General features: G+C 70.7%; 11 protein-coding genes. 8 read left to right on the forward strand and 3 right to left on the reverse strand.

Translation table 11 applies throughout. The features are described 5' to 3' along the window. Positions 1-49 precede the first annotated feature (49 nt). The gene (locus ACIQ9G_RS03355; protein WP_403605535.1) at positions 50-3,046 is read left to right on the forward strand and encodes a bifunctional [glutamine synthetase] adenylyltransferase/[glutamine synthetase]-adenylyl-L-tyrosine phosphorylase; all 2,997 of its coding nucleotides are present in this window, start codon (positions 50-52) and stop codon (positions 3,044-3,046) included. Here the strand turns inward: ACIQ9G_RS03355 and ACIQ9G_RS03360 are convergent. Together ACIQ9G_RS03360 and ACIQ9G_RS03365 are read right to left on the reverse strand one after the other, a co-directional pair. Beyond that, positions 3,034-3,906, reverse strand: a complete 873-nt coding sequence (locus ACIQ9G_RS03360; RefSeq protein ID WP_403605538.1) for a phosphatase PAP2 family protein — start codon at positions 3,904-3,906, stop codon at positions 3,034-3,036. The genes ACIQ9G_RS03355 and ACIQ9G_RS03360 overlap by 13 nt on opposite strands. A gap of 83 nt (positions 3,907-3,989) precedes the next feature. Further along, the gene (locus ACIQ9G_RS03365; protein ID WP_403605541.1) at positions 3,990-5,024 is read right to left on the reverse strand and encodes a LacI family DNA-binding transcriptional regulator; all 1,035 of its coding nucleotides are present in this window, start codon (positions 5,022-5,024) and stop codon (positions 3,990-3,992) included. Between the two features lie 421 nt (positions 5,025-5,445). Here ACIQ9G_RS03365 and ACIQ9G_RS03370 point away from each other — a divergent pair, with 421 nt between their 5' ends. The 7 genes from ACIQ9G_RS03370 (at position 5,446) to ACIQ9G_RS03400 (ending at position 18,389) form a co-directional block, all read left to right on the forward strand. Continuing rightward, on the forward strand, positions 5,446-6,723 hold the full coding sequence (locus tag ACIQ9G_RS03370) for an extracellular solute-binding protein (protein WP_392195457.1): 1,278 nt from the start codon (positions 5,446-5,448) through the stop codon (positions 6,721-6,723). Positions 6,724-6,833: 110 nt separating this feature from the next. After that, the gene (locus ACIQ9G_RS03375; RefSeq protein WP_403605545.1) at positions 6,834-7,841 is read left to right on the forward strand and encodes a carbohydrate ABC transporter permease; all 1,008 of its coding nucleotides are present in this window, start codon (positions 6,834-6,836) and stop codon (positions 7,839-7,841) included. A 13-nt stretch (positions 7,842-7,854) separates the two neighbouring features. Further along, positions 7,855-8,766, forward strand: a complete 912-nt coding sequence (locus ACIQ9G_RS03380; RefSeq protein WP_403605548.1) for a sugar ABC transporter permease — start codon at positions 7,855-7,857, stop codon at positions 8,764-8,766. 172 nt (positions 8,767-8,938) lie between these two features. Next, positions 8,939-10,627, forward strand: coding sequence for a glycoside hydrolase family 13 protein (locus ACIQ9G_RS03385; protein ID WP_403605551.1), 1,689 nt, complete (start codon positions 8,939-8,941; stop codon positions 10,625-10,627). Between the two features lie 281 nt (positions 10,628-10,908). Continuing rightward, on the forward strand, positions 10,909-12,291 hold the full coding sequence (locus ACIQ9G_RS03390) for an alpha-amylase family protein (protein ID WP_403605554.1): 1,383 nt from the start codon (positions 10,909-10,911) through the stop codon (positions 12,289-12,291). Positions 12,292-12,506: 215 nt separating this feature from the next. Then, the gene (gene pulA / locus ACIQ9G_RS03395; RefSeq protein WP_403605557.1) at positions 12,507-17,924 is read left to right on the forward strand and encodes a pullulanase-type alpha-1,6-glucosidase; all 5,418 of its coding nucleotides are present in this window, start codon (positions 12,507-12,509) and stop codon (positions 17,922-17,924) included. 102 nt (positions 17,925-18,026) lie between these two features. Then, the gene (locus ACIQ9G_RS03400) at positions 18,027-18,389 is read left to right on the forward strand and encodes a 5-carboxymethyl-2-hydroxymuconate Delta-isomerase (RefSeq protein WP_403605560.1); all 363 of its coding nucleotides are present in this window, start codon (positions 18,027-18,029) and stop codon (positions 18,387-18,389) included. 16 nt (positions 18,390-18,405) lie between these two features. Here ACIQ9G_RS03400 and ACIQ9G_RS03405 read toward each other — a convergent pair whose 3' ends face one another. Further along, positions 18,406-19,095 (reverse strand): TetR/AcrR family transcriptional regulator, encoded by a 690-nt coding sequence (locus ACIQ9G_RS03405; protein WP_403605563.1) that lies wholly within the window; start codon positions 19,093-19,095, stop codon positions 18,406-18,408. Between the last annotated feature and the right edge of the window lie 62 nt (positions 19,096-19,157).

The following is a 19,157-nucleotide window of genomic DNA, read 5'->3' on the forward strand; positions in this document are numbered from 1 at the left end:
ACTCCGGTTAGGCTCTGGCCAGGACGAACGGATCCGACGGGAGGCCGGGATGACGGCGCCGGGGCGCAGGAGCAGTACCTTCACACGGCTGCTGCGGCACGGCTTCACCGATGCCTCCGCCGCCGAGCGGCTGCTGGACAGCGCGGAACTCGCCCCCGTCCGCGACGACCCGGTGCTCCTCGAGGCGCTCGGCGCGACCGCCGACCCCGACCTCGCGCTCGGCGGCCTGGTCCGGCTGCTGGAGGCCCAGCCGGCCCCCACCGCCCGGCGCGAGCTGCTCGACACGCTGATAGCGGCCAAGCCGCTGCGCGACCGGCTGCTCGGCGTGCTCGGCGCCTCCGCCGCGCTCGGCGACCACCTCGCGCGGCACGCCGGCGACTGGCAGGCGCTCGTCACCTACGAGCCGCGGGACCTGCACCCGGGCGTGGAGGAGTTCGAACGCGGGCTCGCGGACGCCACCGACCCCGTCTCGCTGCGCGTCGCCTACCGGCGCTGCCTGCTGTCCATCGCCGCCCGCGACGTGTGCGGCACCATCACCGTCGCCGAGACTGCCGCCGAGCTCGCCGACCTGGCCACGGCCACCCTGCGCGCCGCGCTCCGCCTCGCCACGGCCGAAGCCCCCGACGACGCCTCGCTGTGCCGGCTCGCGGTGATCGCCATGGGCAAGTGCGGCGGCCACGAGCTGAACTACGTCTCCGACGTCGACGTCATCTTCGTCGGCGAGGCCGCGGACGGCGCCGACGAGGGCAAGGCGCTGCGCGCCGCGACCCGGCTCGCCTCGCACCTGATGCGGATCTGCTCCGAGACGACGGTCGAGGGTTCGATCTGGCCGGTGGACGCCAACCTGCGGCCCGAGGGCCGCAACGGCCCGCTGGTGCGCACGCTCAGCAGCCATGTCGCCTACTACCAGCGGTGGGCCAAGACCTGGGAGTTCCAGGCGCTGCTCAAGGCCCGTCCGGTGGCCGGCGACCGCGCGCTCGGCGAGGAGTACGTCGCCGCCCTGCACCCGCTGGTCTGGCAGGCCGCGGAACGCGAGAACTTCGTCGCCGACGTGCAGAAGATGCGCCGCCGCGTCGTCGAGAACATCCCCGTCGCCGAGGTCGAGCGGGAGCTCAAGCTCGGGCCGGGCGGCCTGCGGGACGTCGAGTTCGCCGTCCAGCTGCTGCAACTGGTGCACGGCCGCGCGGACGCCTCCCTGCGCAGCGGCACCACCCTCGACGCCCTCAAGGCGCTGGCCGCCGGGGGCTACGTCGGCCGGGCGGACGCCGTGCAGCTCGACGAGGCGTACCGCTTCCTGCGCTCCATGGAGCACCGCATCCAGCTGCACCGGCTGCGCCGCACCCATCTGGTCCCGGAGGACGAGGCCGACCTGCGCCGCCTCGGCCGCTCCCTGGGGCTGCGCACCGAGCCGGTCGCCGAGCTCAACCGCGAGTGGCGGCGCAACGCCGGCGCCGTACGGCGGCTCCACGAGAAGATCTTCTACCGGCCGCTGCTCGACGCGGTCGCCCAGCTCGCCCCCGGCGAGGCCCGGCTCAGCCCCGAGGCGGCCCGCGAGCGCCTGGTCGCCCTCGGCTACGCCGACCCCGCCGCCGCGCTGCGCCACCTGGAGGCCCTGGCCTCCGGCGTCACCCGCAAGGCCGCCATCCAGCGCACCCTGCTGCCCGTGCTGCTCGGCTGGTTCGCGGACTCCGCCGACCCCGACGCGGGCCTGCTCAACTTCCGCAAGGTCTCCGACGCGCTCGGCAAGACCCCGTGGTACCTGAGGCTGCTGCGGGACGAGGGCGCCGCGGCGGAGAACCTCGCGCGGGTGCTGTCGGCCGGCCGCCTCGCCCCCGACCTGCTGCTGCGCGCGCCCGAGGCGGTGGCCCTGCTCGGCGACGGCGACGGCGGCGGCCTGGAGCCCCGCGAGCGCGCCCACCTGGAGCAGGAGATCCTGGCCGCCGTGGGCCGCGCGGACAACGCCGAGCAGGCGGTCACCGCCGCGCGCGGTGTGCGGCGCCGCGAGCTGTTCCGTACGGCCGCCGCCGACATCGTCGGCTCCTACGGAACCGAGGAGCAGCCCGCCGAGGCCGACCAGGGCGCGCTCGTGGACCTGGTGGGCTCAGCCGTGTCCGACCTGACCGCGGCGACGCTGGCCGGCACCCTGCGGGCGGTCGTGGACGCGGGGTGGGGCGAGGAGCTGCCGACCCGGTTCGCGGTCATCGGCATGGGCCGGTTCGGCGGGCACGAGCTGGGCTACGGCTCGGACGCGGACGTGCTGTTCGTGCACGAGCCGCGCGAGGGCGTGGACGAGCGGGAGGCCGCGCAGGCGGCGAACCGGGTCGTCGCCGAGATGCGGCGGCTGCTGCAGATCCCGAGCGCGGACCCGCCGCTGCTGATCGACGCGGATCTGCGGCCCGAGGGCAAGACCGGGCCGCCGGTGCGGACGCTGACGTCGTACGGGGCCTACTACCGGCGCTGGTCCCTGGTGTGGGAGTCGCAGGCGCTGCTGCGGGCCGAGCCGGTCGCCGGGGACGCGGACCTCGGGCGGCGCTTCGTCGACCTGGTCGATCCGCTGCGGTACCCGGCGCGCGGGCTGGACGAGGACGCGGCGCGGGAGATCCGGCGGCTGAAGGCGCGGATGGAGTCCGAGCGGCTGCCGCGCGGCGCCGATCCCAAGCTGCACACCAAGCTCGGGCCGGGCGGGCTGTCCGACGTGGAGTGGACGGTGCAGCTGCTCCAGATGCGGCACGGGGCGGGGGAGCCGGGACTGCGCACCACGCGGACCCGGCAGGCGCTGGCGGCCGCGCGGGAGGCGGGGCTGGTGTCGGAGGAGGACGCGTCCGTCCTGGACGAGGCGTGGGTGCTGGCGACGCGGGTGCGCAACGCCGTGATGCTGGTGCGCGGCCGGGCGGGGGACACCTTCCCCTCGGACCCGCGGGAGCTGGCGGCGGTGGGCCGGTACCTGGGGTACGGGCCGGGGCACGTGGGAGACATGCTGGACGCCTACCGGCGGACCGCCCGGCGGGCCCGGAGCGTGGTGGAGACGCTGTTCTACGGGATGTGAGCGGCGTCGCGCTCGTTCGTCGGCAGCAGCGCCTTGCGCGGAACCGGGCTGCGGGGCAGGGCGTACGGCAGCGCGCCGTACCAGAGGCGGGCGAGGGTGAAGCCGACGCCCAGGCACAGGAGGCCGCCCACCGCGTCCAGCCAGAAGTGGTTGGCGGTGGCGACGATGACCACGAGGGTGGCCACGGGGTAGACCAGGCCGAGGACCCGGACCCAGGGCACGGTGGCCAGGGCGAAGATGGTCAGGCCGCACCACATGGACCAGCCGATGTGCATCGACGGCATCGCGGCGTACTGGTTCGACATGTGCTTCAGGTCGCCGGAGGCCATCGAGCCCCAGGTGTGGTGGACCTGGACCGTGTCCACGAAACGGCCGCCGTTCATCAGGCGCGGCGGCGCCAGCGGATACAGGTAGTAGCCGAGCAGGGCGATGCCGGTCGTCGCGAACAGCACCAGGCGGGTCGCCGCGTAGCGGCCGGGATGGCTGCGGTAGAGCCACAGCAGAACACCCACCGTGACCACGAAGTGCAGGGTCGCGTAGTAGTAGTTCATGCCGACGATCAGCCAGTTCACGGCGTCGACGGCGTGGTTGACGGACTGCTCGACGGCGACGCCCAGGCGGTGCTCGGCGCGCCAGATCCAGTCCGCGTTGCGCAGCGCCTCGGCCTTCTGCTCCGGCACCGCGTTGCGGATGAGCGAGTACGTCCAGTAACTGACCCCGATCAGCAGGATCTCGAACCAGAGCCGGGGCCGGCCGGGCGTGCGCAGCCGGCCCAGGACGTCCGCCTGCCGCGCATCCGTGACGGGGTGCGGAACGGCCTCCTCGGGCCCTCCCGGTCGCGTCACGGTCGTGTCACCCATAGGCACAGAGTCTGCCAGAAAAGCCTACCCCCACCGATCATCCCGCGGTCGGTTCGAGGACGCATGTTGTCCACCCGGCGGGGCTACGGCCGGGCGCGGTCCCCGGGGGCCGACGCCGTCGAACCGCGCACCACCAGCTCGGGCATGAACACGAACTCGCTGTGCGGGGCCGGGGTCCCGCCGATCTCCTCCAGCAGGGTGCGCACCGCCGCCTGGCCCATGGCCGGCACCGGCTTGCGGATCGTCGTCAGGGGCGGGTCGGTGAACGCGATCAGCGGGGAGTCGTCGAAGCCGACCACCGAGACGTCCCGGGGCACCTCGAGACCCTGCTGCCGGGCCGCCCGTATCGCCCCGAGGGCCATCATGTCGCTGGCGCACACCACCGCCGTGCAGCCCCGGTTCATCAGCGCCGTGGCGGCGGCCTGACCGCCCTCCAGCGTGTACAGGGAGTGCTGGAGGAAGACGGACTCGATCACGTCCGGAGACAGGCCGAGCTGGTCCTGCATGACGCGGACGAAGCCCTCGATCTTGCGCAGCACCGGCACGAAGCGCTTCGGCCCCACGGCCAGCCCGATCCGGGTGTGGCCGAGGGAGACGAGGTGGGTGACGGCCAGGGTCATCGCGGCCCGGTCGTCGGGGGATATGAACGGCGCCTGCACCTTGGGCGAGAAGCCGTCCACCAGCACGAACGGCACGCCCTGGGCGCGCAGCTGCTCGTAGCGCTGGGTGTCGGCGGTGGTGTCCGCGTGCAGTCCGGAGACGTAGATGATCCCGGCGACCCCGCGGTCCACCAGCATCTCGGTCAGCTCGTCCTCCGTGGACCCGCCCGGGGTCTGGGTGGCGAGGATCGGGGTGTAGCCCTGCCGGGTCAGCGCCTGGCCGATGACCTGCGCCAGGGCAGGGAATATCGGGTTCTCCAGCTCGGGGGTTATCAGGCCCACCAGGCCCTCGCTGCGCTGCCGCAGACGCACCGGGCGCTCATAGCCCAGCACGTCGAGGGCGGCCAGCACGGACTGGCGGGTGGTGGAGGCGACGCCCGGCTTCCCGTTGAGGACGCGGCTGACGGTCGCTTCGCTCACCCCCGCTTGAGCGGCGATATCGGCAAGCCGTGTGGTCACAGGATGTGACTGTACCGGTCGGATCTCGCGTTGCCCACCGACAGGACGCCTGGCACGGCCCGTCGCACGGCTCGCTGCGGGCTGCTGCGTCATCGCGTTCCCTCGTGTTCTGGTCGGCTCCCCGGTACGCAAGGGATGTTCCCCCCGCCGCAACGGTATGGCAAGAGCTTGCAGAGTCTTGCACACCGCTTCGGGACCTCGCTGAGCGGCGTGGAATCAAGCTCGTGGCAGGCGCGGTCAGGTCACGGGCGGATAACCGTCATGATCTCTTGCACTTTTTTTCTGCAAGGTCTTTCGCCGCGCTTACATCGCTGTTACGTTCACGGTCGCCCGGCCGCCGCAACGGCGCAGTCGGCAAGACAGCAGAGGCGGCGGACGGGACCGCCCTCTGTTCACGGGCTTTCACCCTCAAGGAGAACTCATGCGGCGTGGCATAGCGGCCAGCGCGCTCGTGGCGTCCCTCGCCCTCGCGGCGACGGCGTGCGGCGGAGGCGACAGCGGCAGCGACAACAAGTCGGACGGCCCGGTGACCATCACCTGGTGGGACACCTCCAACGCCACCAACGAGGCGCCGACGTACCAGGCCCTGGTGAAGCAGTTCATGGCTGCCAACAAGAACATCAAGGTCAAGTACGTCGACGTGCCCTTCGACCAGGCGCAGAACAAGTTCGACACGGCCGCCGGCTCCCAGGGTGCCCCGGACGTCCTGCGTTCCGAGGTCGGCTGGACCCCCGCCTTCGCCAAGAAGGGTTACTTCCTGCCGCTGGACGGCACCGAGGCCCTCGCGGACCAGGCCAAGTTCCAGCCCAGCCTGATGAAGCAGGCCCAGTACCAGGGCAAGACCTACGGCGTGCCGCTGGTCACCGACACCCTCGCCCTCGTCTACAACAAGGCCCTGTTCAAGAAGGCCGGCATCACCGAGGCCCCCAAGACCTGGGACGAGCTGAAGTCCGACGCCGCCAAGGTCAAGGACAAGACCGGCGTCGACGGCTACTGGGGCTCCACCCAGGCCTACTACGCCCAGTCCTTCCTCTACGGCGAGGGCACCGACACCGTCGACGCCGCCGCCAAGAAGATCACCGTGAACTCGGCCCCCGCCAAGAAGGCGTACGGCACCTGGCTGAGCACGTTCTCCGGCAAGGGCCTGCACAAGGCCGACACCACCGCGGACGCCTACGCCCACATCCAGGACGCGTTCGTCAACGGCAAGGTCGCCGCGATCATCCAGGGCCCGTGGGAGATCACGAACTTCTACAAGGGCAAGGCCTTCACGGACAAGTCCAACCTGGGCATCGCCACCGTCCCGGCCGGCTCCTCCGGCAAGGCGGGCGCCCCCACCGGCGGCCACAACCTCTCGGTCTACGCCGGCTCGGACAAGGCCCACCAGGCCGCGGCCCTGAAGCTCGTGAAGTTCATGACCTCGGCGAAGTCCCAGGAGACCATCGCCCTGAAGAACTCCACGCTGCCCACCCGTGACGACGCCTACACCGCGCAGGTCAAGGCCGACCCCGGCATCGCCGGCTACCAGGGCGTGCTCTCCGCCGCCCAGCCGCGCCCGGCGCTGCCCGAGTACAGCTCCCTGTGGGGCCCGCTCGACACCGAGCTGCCCAAGATCGCCGGTGGCAAGGAGTCCCTGGACAAGGGTCTGAGCAACGCTGAGCTCGCGATCGCCAAGCTGGTCCCGGACTTCAGCAAGTAGTGCCCGTGTGGCCGCCGGATCCGTCCTCCGAGGGGGGGAGCGGATCCGGCGGCCACCCGCCTGTGCCCAGCCACTTCCCGAAGCCGCAGAAATTCCAGAAGGTGTCGAACATGACAGTCGCCATCGACCGCGCCACCGGCAAGCGCCGCGGTGACCGCGCGCCACGGCCCGGGCTGGGCCGGCGCCTGAAGCACAGCTACCAGAAGTACTGGTACGCGTACGTGATGATCGCCCCGGTGGCGATCGTCCTGGGCGTCCTCGTGCTGTACCCACTGGTGTACGGCCTGTACCTCACGCTCACCGACGCCAACAGCCTCAACACGGCCCGCACGATCGGCGTCAACCACATCGACGCCACCTACAAGTTCATCGGGCTCGCCAACTACAAGGACATCCTGTTCGGCGCGACGTCGTACGACCGCTTCTGGTCGCACTTCATCTGGACGATCGTGTGGACGGCCCTGTGTGTCGCCCTGCACTACGCCATCGGTCTGGGCCTCGCCCTGCTGCTCAACCAGAAGCTGCGCGGCCGCACCTTCTACCGGCTGATGCTGATCCTGCCGTGGGCCGTGCCCACCTTCGTCACCGTCTTCGGCTGGCGCTTCATGCTCGCCGACGGCGGCGTCATCAACTCCGCCCTCGACACACTGCACCTGCCCACACCGCTGTGGCTGGAGGACACCTTCTGGCAGCGGTTCGCGGCGATCATGGTCAACACCTGGTGCGGTGTGCCGTTCATGATGGTCTCGCTCCTCGGCGGCCTGCAGTCCATCGACGCCTCGCTCTACGAGGCCGCGGAGATGGACGGCGCGAACGCCTGGCAGCGGTTCCGCTTCGTCACCCTCCCGGGCCTGCGGTCGGTCAGCTCCACCGTCGTCCTGCTCGGCATCATCTGGACCTTCAACCAGTTCGCCGTCATCTTCCTGCTGTTCGGACCCAACGGCGCCCCCGACGCCCAGATCCTCGTCACGTGGGCCTACTACCTGGGCTTCGGACAGCAGCCGCGTGACTTCGCCCAGTCGGCCGCCTACGGCATCCTGCTGCTGGCCATTCTGATCGTCTTCACCTCGTTCTACCGCCGCTGGCTGAACCGCAATGAGCAGCAGCTCGCGATCTGAGGCAGGAGTTCCCATGAGTACGACCACAGTCGAGACCTCCGCCGCGGTGAGCGAGCAGGACTCCGCGGCCCCGCGGCCGCCCAAGGTGCGCGGACGCGAGCAGCGCGGCCTCGCCGGCTCCCTCGCCTCCCACGGCATCCTGATCACCGGCAGCCTCGTCGCGCTGTTCCCGGTCGCCTGGCTGGTGTACCTGTCCCTCGGCCCGGACAAGGACGACTACCTGCACCCCGGCGGCATCTGGGACAAGATGACGCTCGACAACTACGCGTTCGTCCTGCAGCACACGAACTTCTTCGAGTGGCTGAAGAGTTCGCTGATCGTCTCGCTCGGCACCACGGTCCTCGGCGTCATGGTCGCCGCGACCACCGGGTACGCGGTCTCCCGCATGCGCTTCCCGGGCTACCGGAAGTTCATGTGGGTGCTCCTGGTCACCCAGATGTTCCCGGTGGCCGTACTCATGGTGCCGATGTACCAGATCCTCGCCGACCTGCAGCTCGTCGACAGCTACTTCGGTCTCGTCCTCGTGTACTGCACGACCGCGGTGCCTTACTGCGCCTGGCTGCTCAAGGGCTACTTCGACACCATCCCGTTCGAGATCGACGAGGCGGGGCGCGTCGACGGGCTGACGCCCTTCGGCACGTTCGCACGGCTGATCCTGCCGCTCGCCAAGCCGGGCCTGGCCGTCGCCGCCTTCTACAGCTTCATCACCGCGTTCGGCGAGGTCGCCTTCGCCACGACGTTCATGCTGGACGACCAGAAGTACACGCTCGCCGTCGGCCTCCAGAGCTTCATCAGTGAGCACGACGCCCAGCGCAACCTGATGGCCGCCACCGCGGTGCTGATCGCGATACCGGTCTCCGCGTTCTTCTACCTCGTGCAGAAGAACCTCGTCACCGGCCTCACCGCGGGCGGCACCAAGGGCTGACCCCAGCCGAGAAGGCTCCCGCGCGCCTGACCCGCGCGGGCGGCGGCCGCGGTGCCTCAACGCCCCCGCTTGCACCGCGGCCGCCTCATCCCCTTCCGCCCACGCCCCCAGACCCGACTCCCCACGCCCGGCCCCGCCCGGGAGGGGGGACCCTCATCGCATCAAGGACGCCATGAGCCAGCAGCACTCCTCGGCCGGAACCCCCACCTCCGAAGCGGCCGTCGCCACCGTCGCCACGCGACGCGACTGGTGGCGGGACGCGGTGATCTACCAGGTCTACCCGCGCAGCTTCGCCGACAGCAACGGCGACGGCATGGGTGACCTGGAGGGCGTACGCTCCCGTCTGCCGTACCTGCGCGACCTCGGCGTCGACGCCGTGTGGCTCAGCCCCTTCTACGCCTCGCCGCAGGCCGACGCCGGCTACGACGTCGCCGACTACCGCGCCGTCGACCCGATGTTCGGCAACCTCCTGGACGCCGACGCGCTGATCCGCGACGCCCACGAGCTGGGCCTGCGCGTCATCGTCGACCTGGTGCCCAACCACTCCTCCGACCAGCACGAGTGGTTCCGGCGCGCGGTCGCCGAGGGCCCGGGCTCGCCGCTGCGCGAGCGCTACCACTTCCGGCCCGGCAAGGGGAAGAACGGCGAACTCCCGCCCAACGACTGGGAGTCCATCTTCGGCGGCCCGTCCTGGACCCGGGTCACCGAGCCGGACGGCACCCCCGGCGAGTGGTACCTGCACCTCTTCGCCCCGGAGCAGCCCGACTTCAACTGGGAGCACCCGGCGGTCGGCGACGAGTTCCGCTCCATCCTGCGCTTCTGGCTGGACATGGGCGTGGACGGCTTCCGCATCGACGTGGCGCACGGCCTGGTCAAGGCGGACGGTCTGCCGGACCTGGGCTCCCACGACCAGCTGAAGCTGCTGGGCAACGATGTCATGCCGTTCTTCGACCAGGACGGCGTGCACGCCGTGTACCGGCAGTGGCGCAAGGTCCTCGACGAGTACGCGGGCGAGCGCATCTTCGTCGCCGAGGCGTGGACGCCGACCGTCGAGCGCACCGCCCTGTACGTCCGCCCGGACGAGCTGCACCAGGCCTTCAACTTCCAGTACCTGGGCACCGCCTGGGACGCGGCCGAGCTGCGCGAGGTCATCGACCGCACCCTGGAGTCGATGCGCCCGGTCGGCGCCCCCGCCACCTGGGTGCTGTCCAACCACGACGTGACCCGGCACGCCACCCGCTTCGCCAACCCGCCCGGCCTCGGCACCCAGATCCGCACCGCCGGCGACCGGGAGCTCGGCCTGCGCCGGGCCCGTGCGGCCACGCTGCTGATGCTGGCGCTGCCCGGATCGGCGTACGTCTACCAGGGCGAGGAGCTCGGCCTGCCGGACGTGGTGGACCTGCCGGACGAGGTGCGCCAGGACCCGGCGTACTTCCGGGGCGAGGGCCAGGACGGCTTCCGCGACGGTTGCCGGGTGCCGATCCCGTGGACGCGGGACGGCTCCTCCTACGGCTTCGGCGCCGGCGGCAGCTGGCTCCCGCAGCCGGGGAACTGGAGTGAGCTGAGCGTGGAGGCGCAAGCGGGCGTGCCCGGCTCGACCCTGGAGCTGTACCGCTCCGCGCTCGCGTTCCGCCGGGCCCACACCGACCTGGGCGCGGGCGACTCGGTGGAGTGGCTGCGGGCGCCCGAGGGCGTTCTCGCCCTGCGCCGCGGTGAGTTCGTCTGCGTGGCGAACACCACCGGCCGGCCGGTGACCGTCCCGGCGTACGGCCGGCTCCTGCTCGCGAGCGGTGAGGTGACGGAGGCCGAGGGTGCGACCACGGTGCCCGCCGACACCACGGTGTGGTGGACCACCGGCTGAGCCGTCGCAAGTCTTTCGCTTTCTTTCAGGGGCCCGTCGTCCGGTGCGGACGACGGGCCCCGTTGCGCGTCCCGGAGGCGTCCGCGCACGCCAACGCGCCGCAAACCGGCCCTATTTCGCTTATGTGACAGGAGCATGTCCAGGGGGTTGACCGCCGAGGTCGGGGCTCGTACGGTCTGCTCACTGCAAGTGGTTGAAAGCTTGCAGCAATTCCCTTCAAGGGATCCCGGAGCCTCCCCAGGGCCCCGGCAGCAGATCCTTCAACGGAGAAGGACCCCCACATGGCCAGCAGAACGCTCTCCGGCGCCCTCGCCCTCGCGGCCGCCGCGACGGTCGCACTCGTCGTCCCGGCCGGCACCGCCCAGGCCTCCCCGCCCGGCACCAAGGACGTCACCGCAGTTCTCTTCGAGTGGAAGTACGCCTCCGTCGCCAAGGAGTGCACCAGCACCCTGGGCCCGGCGGGTTACGGCTACGTCCAGGTCTCCCCGCCCGCCGAGCACATACAGGGCTCGCAGTGGTGGACCTCGTACCAGCCCGTGAGCTACAGGATCGCCGGCCGGCTCGGGGACCGCGCGGCCTTCCAGAACATGGTCGGCACCTGCCACGCGGCCGGCGTGAAGGTCGTCGTCGACACCGTGATCAACCACATGTCGGCGGGCAGCGGCACCGGTACCGGCGGCTCCTCGTACTCCAAGTACGACTACCCCGGCCTGTACTCGATCTACGACTTCGACGACTGCACCGCGCAGGTCAGCAACTACCAGGACCGCTGGAACGTCCAGCACTGCGAACTGGTGGGCCTCGCCGACCTCGACACCGGCGAGGAGTACGTCCGCAAGACCATCGCCGGCTACATGAACGACCTGCTCTCCCTCGGCGTCGACGGCTTCCGGATCGACGCGGCCAAGCACATCGACGCGGCCGACCTCGCCAACATCAAGTCCCGCCTCACCAACCCGAACGCCTACTGGAAGCAGGAGGTCATCTACGGGGCGAACGAGGCGGTCCAGCCGACCGAGTACACCGGCAACGGCGACGTCCAGGAGTTCCGCTACGCCTACGACCTCAAGCGGGTCTTCAACAGTGAGAAGCTCGCCTACCTGAACAACTTCGGCGAGGGCTGGGGCTACATGAGCAGCTCGGTGGCCGGCGTCTTCGTCGACAACCACGACACCGAGCGCAACGGCTCCACGCTCAACTACAAGGACGGCGCCAACTACACCATGGCGAACGTCTTCATGCTCGCCTGGCCCTACGGCGCCCCGGACATCAACTCCGGCTACGAGTGGTCCGACTCGGACGCGGGCCCGCCCAACGGCGGTACGGTGAACGCCTGCTGGCAGGACGGCTGGAAGTGCCAGCACGCCTGGCCCGAGATCAAGTCCATGGTCGCCTTCCGCAACGCCACCCGCGGCCAGTCGGTCACCAACTGGTGGGACAACGGGAACAACGCGATCGGCTTCGGGCGCGGCAGCAAGGGCTATGTGGCCATCAACCACGAGACCGGCTCGCTGACCCGGACCTACCAGACGTCCCTGCCGGCGGGCACGTACTGCAACGTGCAGAACAACACCAGCGTCAGCGTGAACTCCAGTGGGCAGTTCACGGCCACGCTGGGCGCCAACACCGCGCTCGCGATCTACGCCGGAAAGTCCGGCTGCTGACGCGCCCGCACCCCCACGCCCCGGCGTCCGCCCAGGACATCCCCCCTGTCCGCGCGGGCGCCGGGGCGCGGTTGTGAAAATTCTTGCCGTCGGTTTCAAGACTCTTGCTGTAAACCTTTCGTCGGCGGTACGGTCACGCGGGCGCCCGGCGACGCGGCCTTCCGCCGCGCAGGAGTCGGACCCACCTGAGCCGTAATCGCAAGGAGTTCACGCCTGTGATACCGAGATGGCCGGCGCCCCGCTCGCGCCGTACCCCGCACCGGAGAAGAGCCGCGGTCCTCACCGCCGTGTCGCTCGCCGCCGCCCTCGTCCAGCCCGTCGCCGCCCGGGCCGCCACCCCGCCCGCGCCGCCGTCGGACGCGCGGCTCGCCGCCGCGCCCGCCCGGCACGACGACACGCGCGAGCAGTTCTACTTCGTCATGCCGGACCGTTTCGCCAACGGTGACACCGCGAACGACCGCGGCGGTCTGACCGGTTCCCGCACCAGCACCGGCTACGACCCCACCGACAAGGGGTTCTACCAGGGCGGCGACCTCAAGGGCCTGACCAAGCGGCTCGACTACATCAAGGGCCTCGGCACCACCGCCATCTGGATGGCGCCGATCTTCAAGAACCAGCCCGTGCAGGGCACCGGCAAGGACGCCTCGGCCGGCTACCACGGCTACTGGATCACCGACTTCACCAAGGTCGACCCGCACTTCGGCACCAACGCCGACCTCTCGGCCCTCATCTCCAAGGCGCACGCCAAGGGCATGAAGGTCTTCTTCGACGTCATCACCAACCACACCGCCGACGTCGTGGACTACGAGGGCCAGTCCCACGAGTACCTCTCCAAGGGCGCCTTCCCGTACCTGACCAAGGACGGCCGGCCCTTCGACGACGCCGACTACGCCGACGGGACCAGGAGGTTCCCCTCGGTCGGCACCTCGTCCTTCCCGTACACCCCGGTCGTCCCGGCCGACAGGAAGGACGTCAAGGTCCCGTCCTGGCTCAACGACCCGACGATGTACCACAACCGCGGCGACTCCACCTACGCCGGCGAGAACGCCACCTACGGCGACTTCTCCGGCCTCGACGACCTGTGGACCGAGCGTCCCGAGGTCGTCAGCGGCATGGAGAAGATCTACCAGCGCTGGGTGAAGGACTTCGGCATCGACGGCTTCCGCATCGACACCGTCAAGCACGTGAACATGGAGTTCTGGACCCAGTGGGCGACGGCGCTCGACAAGTACGCCGCCGAGCACGGCCGTAGGAACTTCTTCATGTTCGGCGAGGTCTACTCCGCCGACACCTCGGTCACCTCCCCGTACGTCACCCGGGGCCGGCTCGACGCCACCCTCGACTTCCCCTTCCAGGACGCGGCCCGCACCTACGCCTCCCAGGGCGGCAGCGCCGGGAAGCTGGCCGGAGTCTTCGGCGACGACTACAAGTACACGACCGACAAGGCCAACGCCTACGAACAGGTCACCTTCCTCGGCAACCACGACATGGGCCGCATCGGGTACTTCCTCAAGCAGGACAACCCGAAGGCGACCGACGCCGAACTCCTCGCCAAGGACAAGCTCGCCAACGAGCTGATGTTCCTCAGCCGGGGCAACCCGGTCGTCTACTACGGCGACGAGCAGGGCTTCACCGGCTCGGGCGGCGACAAGGACGCCCGCCAGACCATGTTCGCCTCCAAGGTCGCCGACTACCTCGACGACGACGAGATCGGCACCGACCGCACCCACGCCAGCGACGCCTACGACACGAAGGCGCCCCTGTACCGGCAGATCGCCGAGCTGGCCCGGCTCCGCAGCGCCAACCCGGCGCTGACGGACGGCGTCCAGACCGAGCGGTACGCGGCGGACGGCGCGGGCGTCTACGCCTTCTCCCGCACCAGCACCGGCGCCGACCGCACCGAGTACCTCGTCGCGTTCAACAACGCCGGCGAGACGAAGACCGCGACCTTCGCGGCCGGCTCGGCGGACATGGCCTACCACGGGATCCACGGCACCAAGGCCACCGTGACCTCCGGCGCCGACCGCAAGGTCACCCTCACCGTCCCGGCCGGCTCCGCCGTCGTCCTCAAGGCCGCCGGCCGCCTCCAGGCACCCGCGAGCAAGCCCACCCTCACCCTCACGGCCCCGCCCGCCGGCGCCACCGGCACCGTGGAGCCGAGCGCCGACGTCTCCGGCGGCCGGCTGAACCGGGTGGTCTTCGCGGCGCAGGTCGGCGACGGCCCGTGGCAAGTGCTCGGCTCCGCCGACCACGCCCCCTACAAGGTCACCCAGACCCTCGGCAGGAACGTCCCGGCCGGGACCGCCCTGCGCTACAAGGCCGTAGTGATCGACTCGGCCGGCCGCACGGCGAGCGCCATGGCCGCCTCCACCACCGGCACCCCGCCGGCTCCCGAGGTCCCCACGGCGAGCTCCCGCGAGTACGCGGTCGTCCACTACAAGCGCACCGACGGCGACTACGCGAACTGGGGCCTGTACGCCTGGGGCGACCTCGCCGACGGCGAGTCGACCACCTGGCCCGCCAGCCACCCCTTCATCGGCCGCGACGCCTACGGCGCCTTCGCCTACGTCAAGCTGAAGCCCGGCGCCTCCAACGTCGGCTTCCTCGTGATCGACAAGGACGGCAACAAGGACGTCTCCGCCGACCGGTCCATCGACGTCACCAAGACGGGTGAGGTCTGGATCGAGCAGGGCAAGGACACCGTCCAGACCCAGCGCCCCGACTACCCGGCGCAGGACAAGAGCAAGGCGGTCATCCACTACCACCGGGCCGACGGGGACTACGACGGCTGGGGCCTGCACGTCTGGACCGGCGCCGCGAACCCCACCGACTGGTCGAACCCCCTGAAGCCGGTGAAGACTGACGCCTATGGCGCGGTCTTCGAGGTGCCGCTCAGCGACGGTGCCACCAGCCTCAGCTACATCGTCCACAAGGGCGACCAGAAGGACCTGCCCGCCGACCAGTCCCTCGACCTCAAGGCCAACGGCTACGAGGTGTGGCAGGTGAGCGGCCAGGAGAAGTACCTGCTGCCGCAGCCCACGGGCAGCGCCGCCGCCCTGGACCTCGGCACGTCCAAGGCGATCTGGATCGACCGCGACACGATCGCCTGGAACGGCGTCGACGGCGCCGCCTCCACCCAGCTGCTCTCCTCCCACGACGGCTCGATCACCGTCAAGGACGGGGCGCTGACCAGTGACGACGAGCGCTGGCTGAGGCTGACGAAGACCAGCCTCACCGACGCCCAGAAGGCGAAGTTCCCGCACCTGAAGGACTACACCGCCTGGTCCGTCGACCCGCGCGACCGCGACCGGGTCCGCGCCGCCCTGCGCGGCCAGCTCGTCGCCTCCCAGCGCGCGGCCAACGGCGCGGTGCTCGCCGCGACCGGAGTCCAGCTCGCCGGCGTCCTCGACGACGTGTTCGGCGGCGCCGCGGCGAAGGCGCAGCTCGGCCCGGTGTTCCACCACGGACGGCCCACGCTGTCCGTGTGGGCGCCGACCGCGCAGAGCGTCGCCCTGGAGCTCGGCGGCTCCACCGTGCCGATGCACCGCGACGGCACCACCGGCGTGTGGTCCGTGACGGGCCCCGCGTCCTGGAAGGGCAGGCCCTACCGCTACGTCGTGAAGGTCTGGGCGCCGAGCGTGCGCAAGGTGGTCACCAACAAGGTCACCGACCCGTACTCCGTCGCCCTCACCGCGAACTCCGAGCGCAGCCTCGTCGCCGACCTGGACGACCGCGCGCTCGCCCCGAGCGGCTGGTCCTCCCTGGCCAAGCCCAAGGCCGTACCGCTGCGGGACGCGCAGATCCAGGAGCTGCACATCCGCGACTTCTCGATCGCGGACAAGACCGTCCCGGCCAAGGACAAGGGCGGCTACCTGGCCTTCACCGACAAGAACAGCGACGGCTCGAAGCACCTGCGGGCGCTGGCCAAGGCCGGCACCTCCTACGTGCACCTGCTGCCCGCCTTCGACATCGCCACCATCCCGGAGCGGAAGGCCGACCAGGCGACCACCGACTGCGACCTGGCCTCCTACCCGGCGGACTCCGACAAGCAGCAGGAGTGCGTGGCGAAGATCGCCGCTAAGGACGCCTACAACTGGGGCTACGACCCGTACCACTACACGGTCCCGGAGGGCTCCTACGCCACCGACCCGGACGGCACGGCGCGTACGGTCCAGTTCCGCCGCATGGTCAAGTCGCTGAACCAGGACGGCCTGCGGGTCGTCATGGACGTGGTCTACAACCACACCGCGGCCGCCGGGCAGGCGGACACCTCCGTGCTCGACCGGATCGTGCCCGGCTACTACCAGCGGCTGCTCGCCGACGGCTCCGTGGCCAACAGCACCTGCTGCGCCAACACCGCGCCCGAGAACGCGATGATGGGCAAGCTGGTGGTCGACTCGATCGTCACCTGGGCCAAGGAGTACAAGGTCGACGGCTTCCGCTTCGACCTCATGGGCCACCACCCGAAGGCCAACATCCTCGCCGTGCGCAAGGCGCTCGACGCGCTGACCCCGGAGAAGGACGGCGTCGACGGAAAGAAGATCATCCTCTACGGCGAGGGCTGGAACTTCGGCGAGGTCGCCGACGACGCCCGCTTCGTGCAGGCCACGCAGAAGAACATGGCCGGCACCGGCATCGCCACCTTCTCCGACCGGGCCCGTGACGCGGTGCGCGGCGGCGGCCCCTTCGACTCCGACCCGGGAATCCAGGGCTTCGCCTCGGGGCTCTACACCGACCCCAACTCCTCCACCGCCAACGGCACCAGGGACGAGCAGAAGGCCCGCCTGCTGCACTACCAGGACCTCATCAAGGTGGGCCTGAGCGGCAACCTGGCCGCGTACCGCTTCACCGACTCCGGCGGCAAGGAGGTCACCGGCGCTCAGGTCGACTACAACGGCGCGCCCGCGGGGTACGCGGACGCCCCCGGCGACGCCCTCGCCTACGTCGACGCGCACGACAACGAGTCGCTGTTCGACGCGCTCGCCTACAAGCTGCCGAAGGACACCCCGGCGTCGGACCGGTCCCGGATGCAGGTCCTGGCGATGGCCACGGCGGCCCTCTCGCAGGGCCCGGCGCTCTCCCAGGCCGGCACCGACCTGCTGCGCTCCAAGTCCCTGGACCGCAACTCCTTCGACAGCGGCGACTGGTTCAACGCCATCCACTGGAACTGCGCGGACGGCAACGGCTTCGGCCGCGGTCTGCCCATGGCGGCCGACAACCAGTCCAAGTGGCCGTACGCCAAGCCGCTGCTGGGTTCGGTCAAGGTGGGCTGCCCGCAGATCGACGCCGCCTCGGCCGCCTACCGGGACCTGCTCCGGATCCGTACGACGGAGAAGGCGTTCTCCCTCGCCACGGCCACGCAGGTGCAGTCCCGGCTGTCCTTCCCGCTGTCCGGCGAGGACGAGACGCCCGGCGTGATCACCATGCGCCTCGGTGACCTGGTCGTCGTGTTCAACGCGACGCCCAGCACGCAGGAGCAGCACGTCGCGGCCCTGGCCGGTACGGGCTACCGCCTGCACCCGGTGCAGGCGTCGGGCGCGGACGCCACCGTGAAGTCCGCGGCCTACGCCAAGGGCTCCGGCACCTTCACCGTGCCCGCGCGCACGGTCGCGGTGTTCACCCGGACCGCCTGACGGCAGACCGGCAGGTGAGGGGGCGGACCTTTCGGGTCCGCCCCCTTTCCGCTGCCGTGGTTAGGGTGAGCGGGACGCCGTCGAAATACAACAGGAGTTCCCGTGCCGCAGATCACCGTCGACTACTCCGGCGGGCTCGCCGACGCCTTCGACCGGCCCGGGTTCGCGCGGGCGCTGCACGCCGCCACGGTCGAGATCGCGGCCGCCCGGCCGCCGGCCTGCAAGACGCAGTTCCGCCCGGCCGAGGACACCGTGGTCGGCTTCGACCACGAGGGGCACGCCGTCGTGCACGTCGGCATCGGGCTGCTGGCCGGGCGCACGGAGGAGACCAAGGCCCGGCTCGCCGAGACCACGCTGGAGCTGCTGCGCCAGTACCTGAAGCCCGCCCCCGGGACGGCGCTGCACGCCTCCGCCGAGGTGCGCGACCTCGACCCGTCGTACCGGAAGTCCGAGAGCGAGGGCTGAGGCGAGGGCCGGGCCGTCAGGACGCGAGGGCGATCAGCCGGGCGATCAGATCGCCGAACGGGCCGTCGGCCGGCTCGTCCGCGAGCATCCGGCGTACCACCGTCCCCATCTCCTGGTCGTAGGCGGCGCTGACCGCCGCGAGCGCGCCGAAGTCGTGCACCAACTGCGCCTCCAGCTCGGCCCGCGGGATGCGCCGCCCGTCCAGCCAGATCAGCGCGGTCGACTCGGCCAGTGAGATCCACGAGCGGACGACCAGTTCCAGCCGCGCCGGCGGGTCGGTGACGTCCAGATGCGAAAGGATCTGGTCATAGGCGGCCTGGCGTACGGAGTCGATGAGGGCGTTCGTCGTCGACGAGCCGACCGCCGGTCCGCCGCGCATCAGGGCCGCGAACCCGGGCCCGTGCTCGTCCACGAAGTCGAAGAACCGGCGCATCACGCGCAGCAGCCGGGCCCCGAGCGGACCCTCGCGCGGCTCCACGAACCGGCCCGCCAGATCCTCCGAGGCGCGCTTCAACGCGGCCTCGTACAGGCTGAGTTTGCCGGGGAAGTAGTGGTAGACCAGCGGGCGCGAGATGCCCGCGGCGGCCGCTATCTCGTCGATGGAGACATCATCGGGCGAGCGGCGGCTGAACAGTTCGAGGGCGACGCCGATCAACTGCTGCCGCCGCTCCTCCACTCCCATTCTGCGGCGAACCCCGGTAGTCATGCGAACACCTTACCGATCGAATCCGGCCTTGAACGGACCGAACCCGAACGCGATGTTCACGT

The sequence above is a fragment of the Streptomyces sp. NPDC096152 genome (genome assembly GCF_044763235.1).
Lineage (GTDB): Bacteria > Actinomycetota > Actinomycetes > Streptomycetales > Streptomycetaceae > Streptomyces.

Bases quoted from the DNA above. Each gene is read 5' to 3' on its own strand.
- ACIQ9G_RS03370 (WP_392195457.1), top strand. From the start codon at position 5,446: ATGCGGCGTGGCATAGCGGCCAGCGCGCTCGTGGCGTCCCTCGCCCTC.
- ACIQ9G_RS03385 (WP_403605551.1), top strand. From the start codon at position 8,939: ATGAGCCAGCAGCACTCCTCGGCCGGAACCCCCACCTCCGAAGCGGCC.
- ACIQ9G_RS03390 (WP_403605554.1), top strand. From the start codon at position 10,909: ATGGCCAGCAGAACGCTCTCCGGCGCCCTCGCCCTCGCGGCCGCCGCG.
- ACIQ9G_RS03360 (WP_403605538.1), bottom strand. From the start codon at position 3,906: ATGGGTGACACGACCGTGACGCGACCGGGAGGGCCCGAGGAGGCCGTT.
- ACIQ9G_RS03375 (WP_403605545.1), top strand. From the start codon at position 6,834: ATGACAGTCGCCATCGACCGCGCCACCGGCAAGCGCCGCGGTGACCGC.
- ACIQ9G_RS03355 (WP_403605535.1), top strand. From the start codon at position 50: ATGACGGCGCCGGGGCGCAGGAGCAGTACCTTCACACGGCTGCTGCGG.
- ACIQ9G_RS03380 (WP_403605548.1), top strand. From the start codon at position 7,855: ATGAGTACGACCACAGTCGAGACCTCCGCCGCGGTGAGCGAGCAGGAC.
- ACIQ9G_RS03405 (WP_403605563.1), bottom strand. From the start codon at position 19,095: ATGACTACCGGGGTTCGCCGCAGAATGGGAGTGGAGGAGCGGCGGCAG.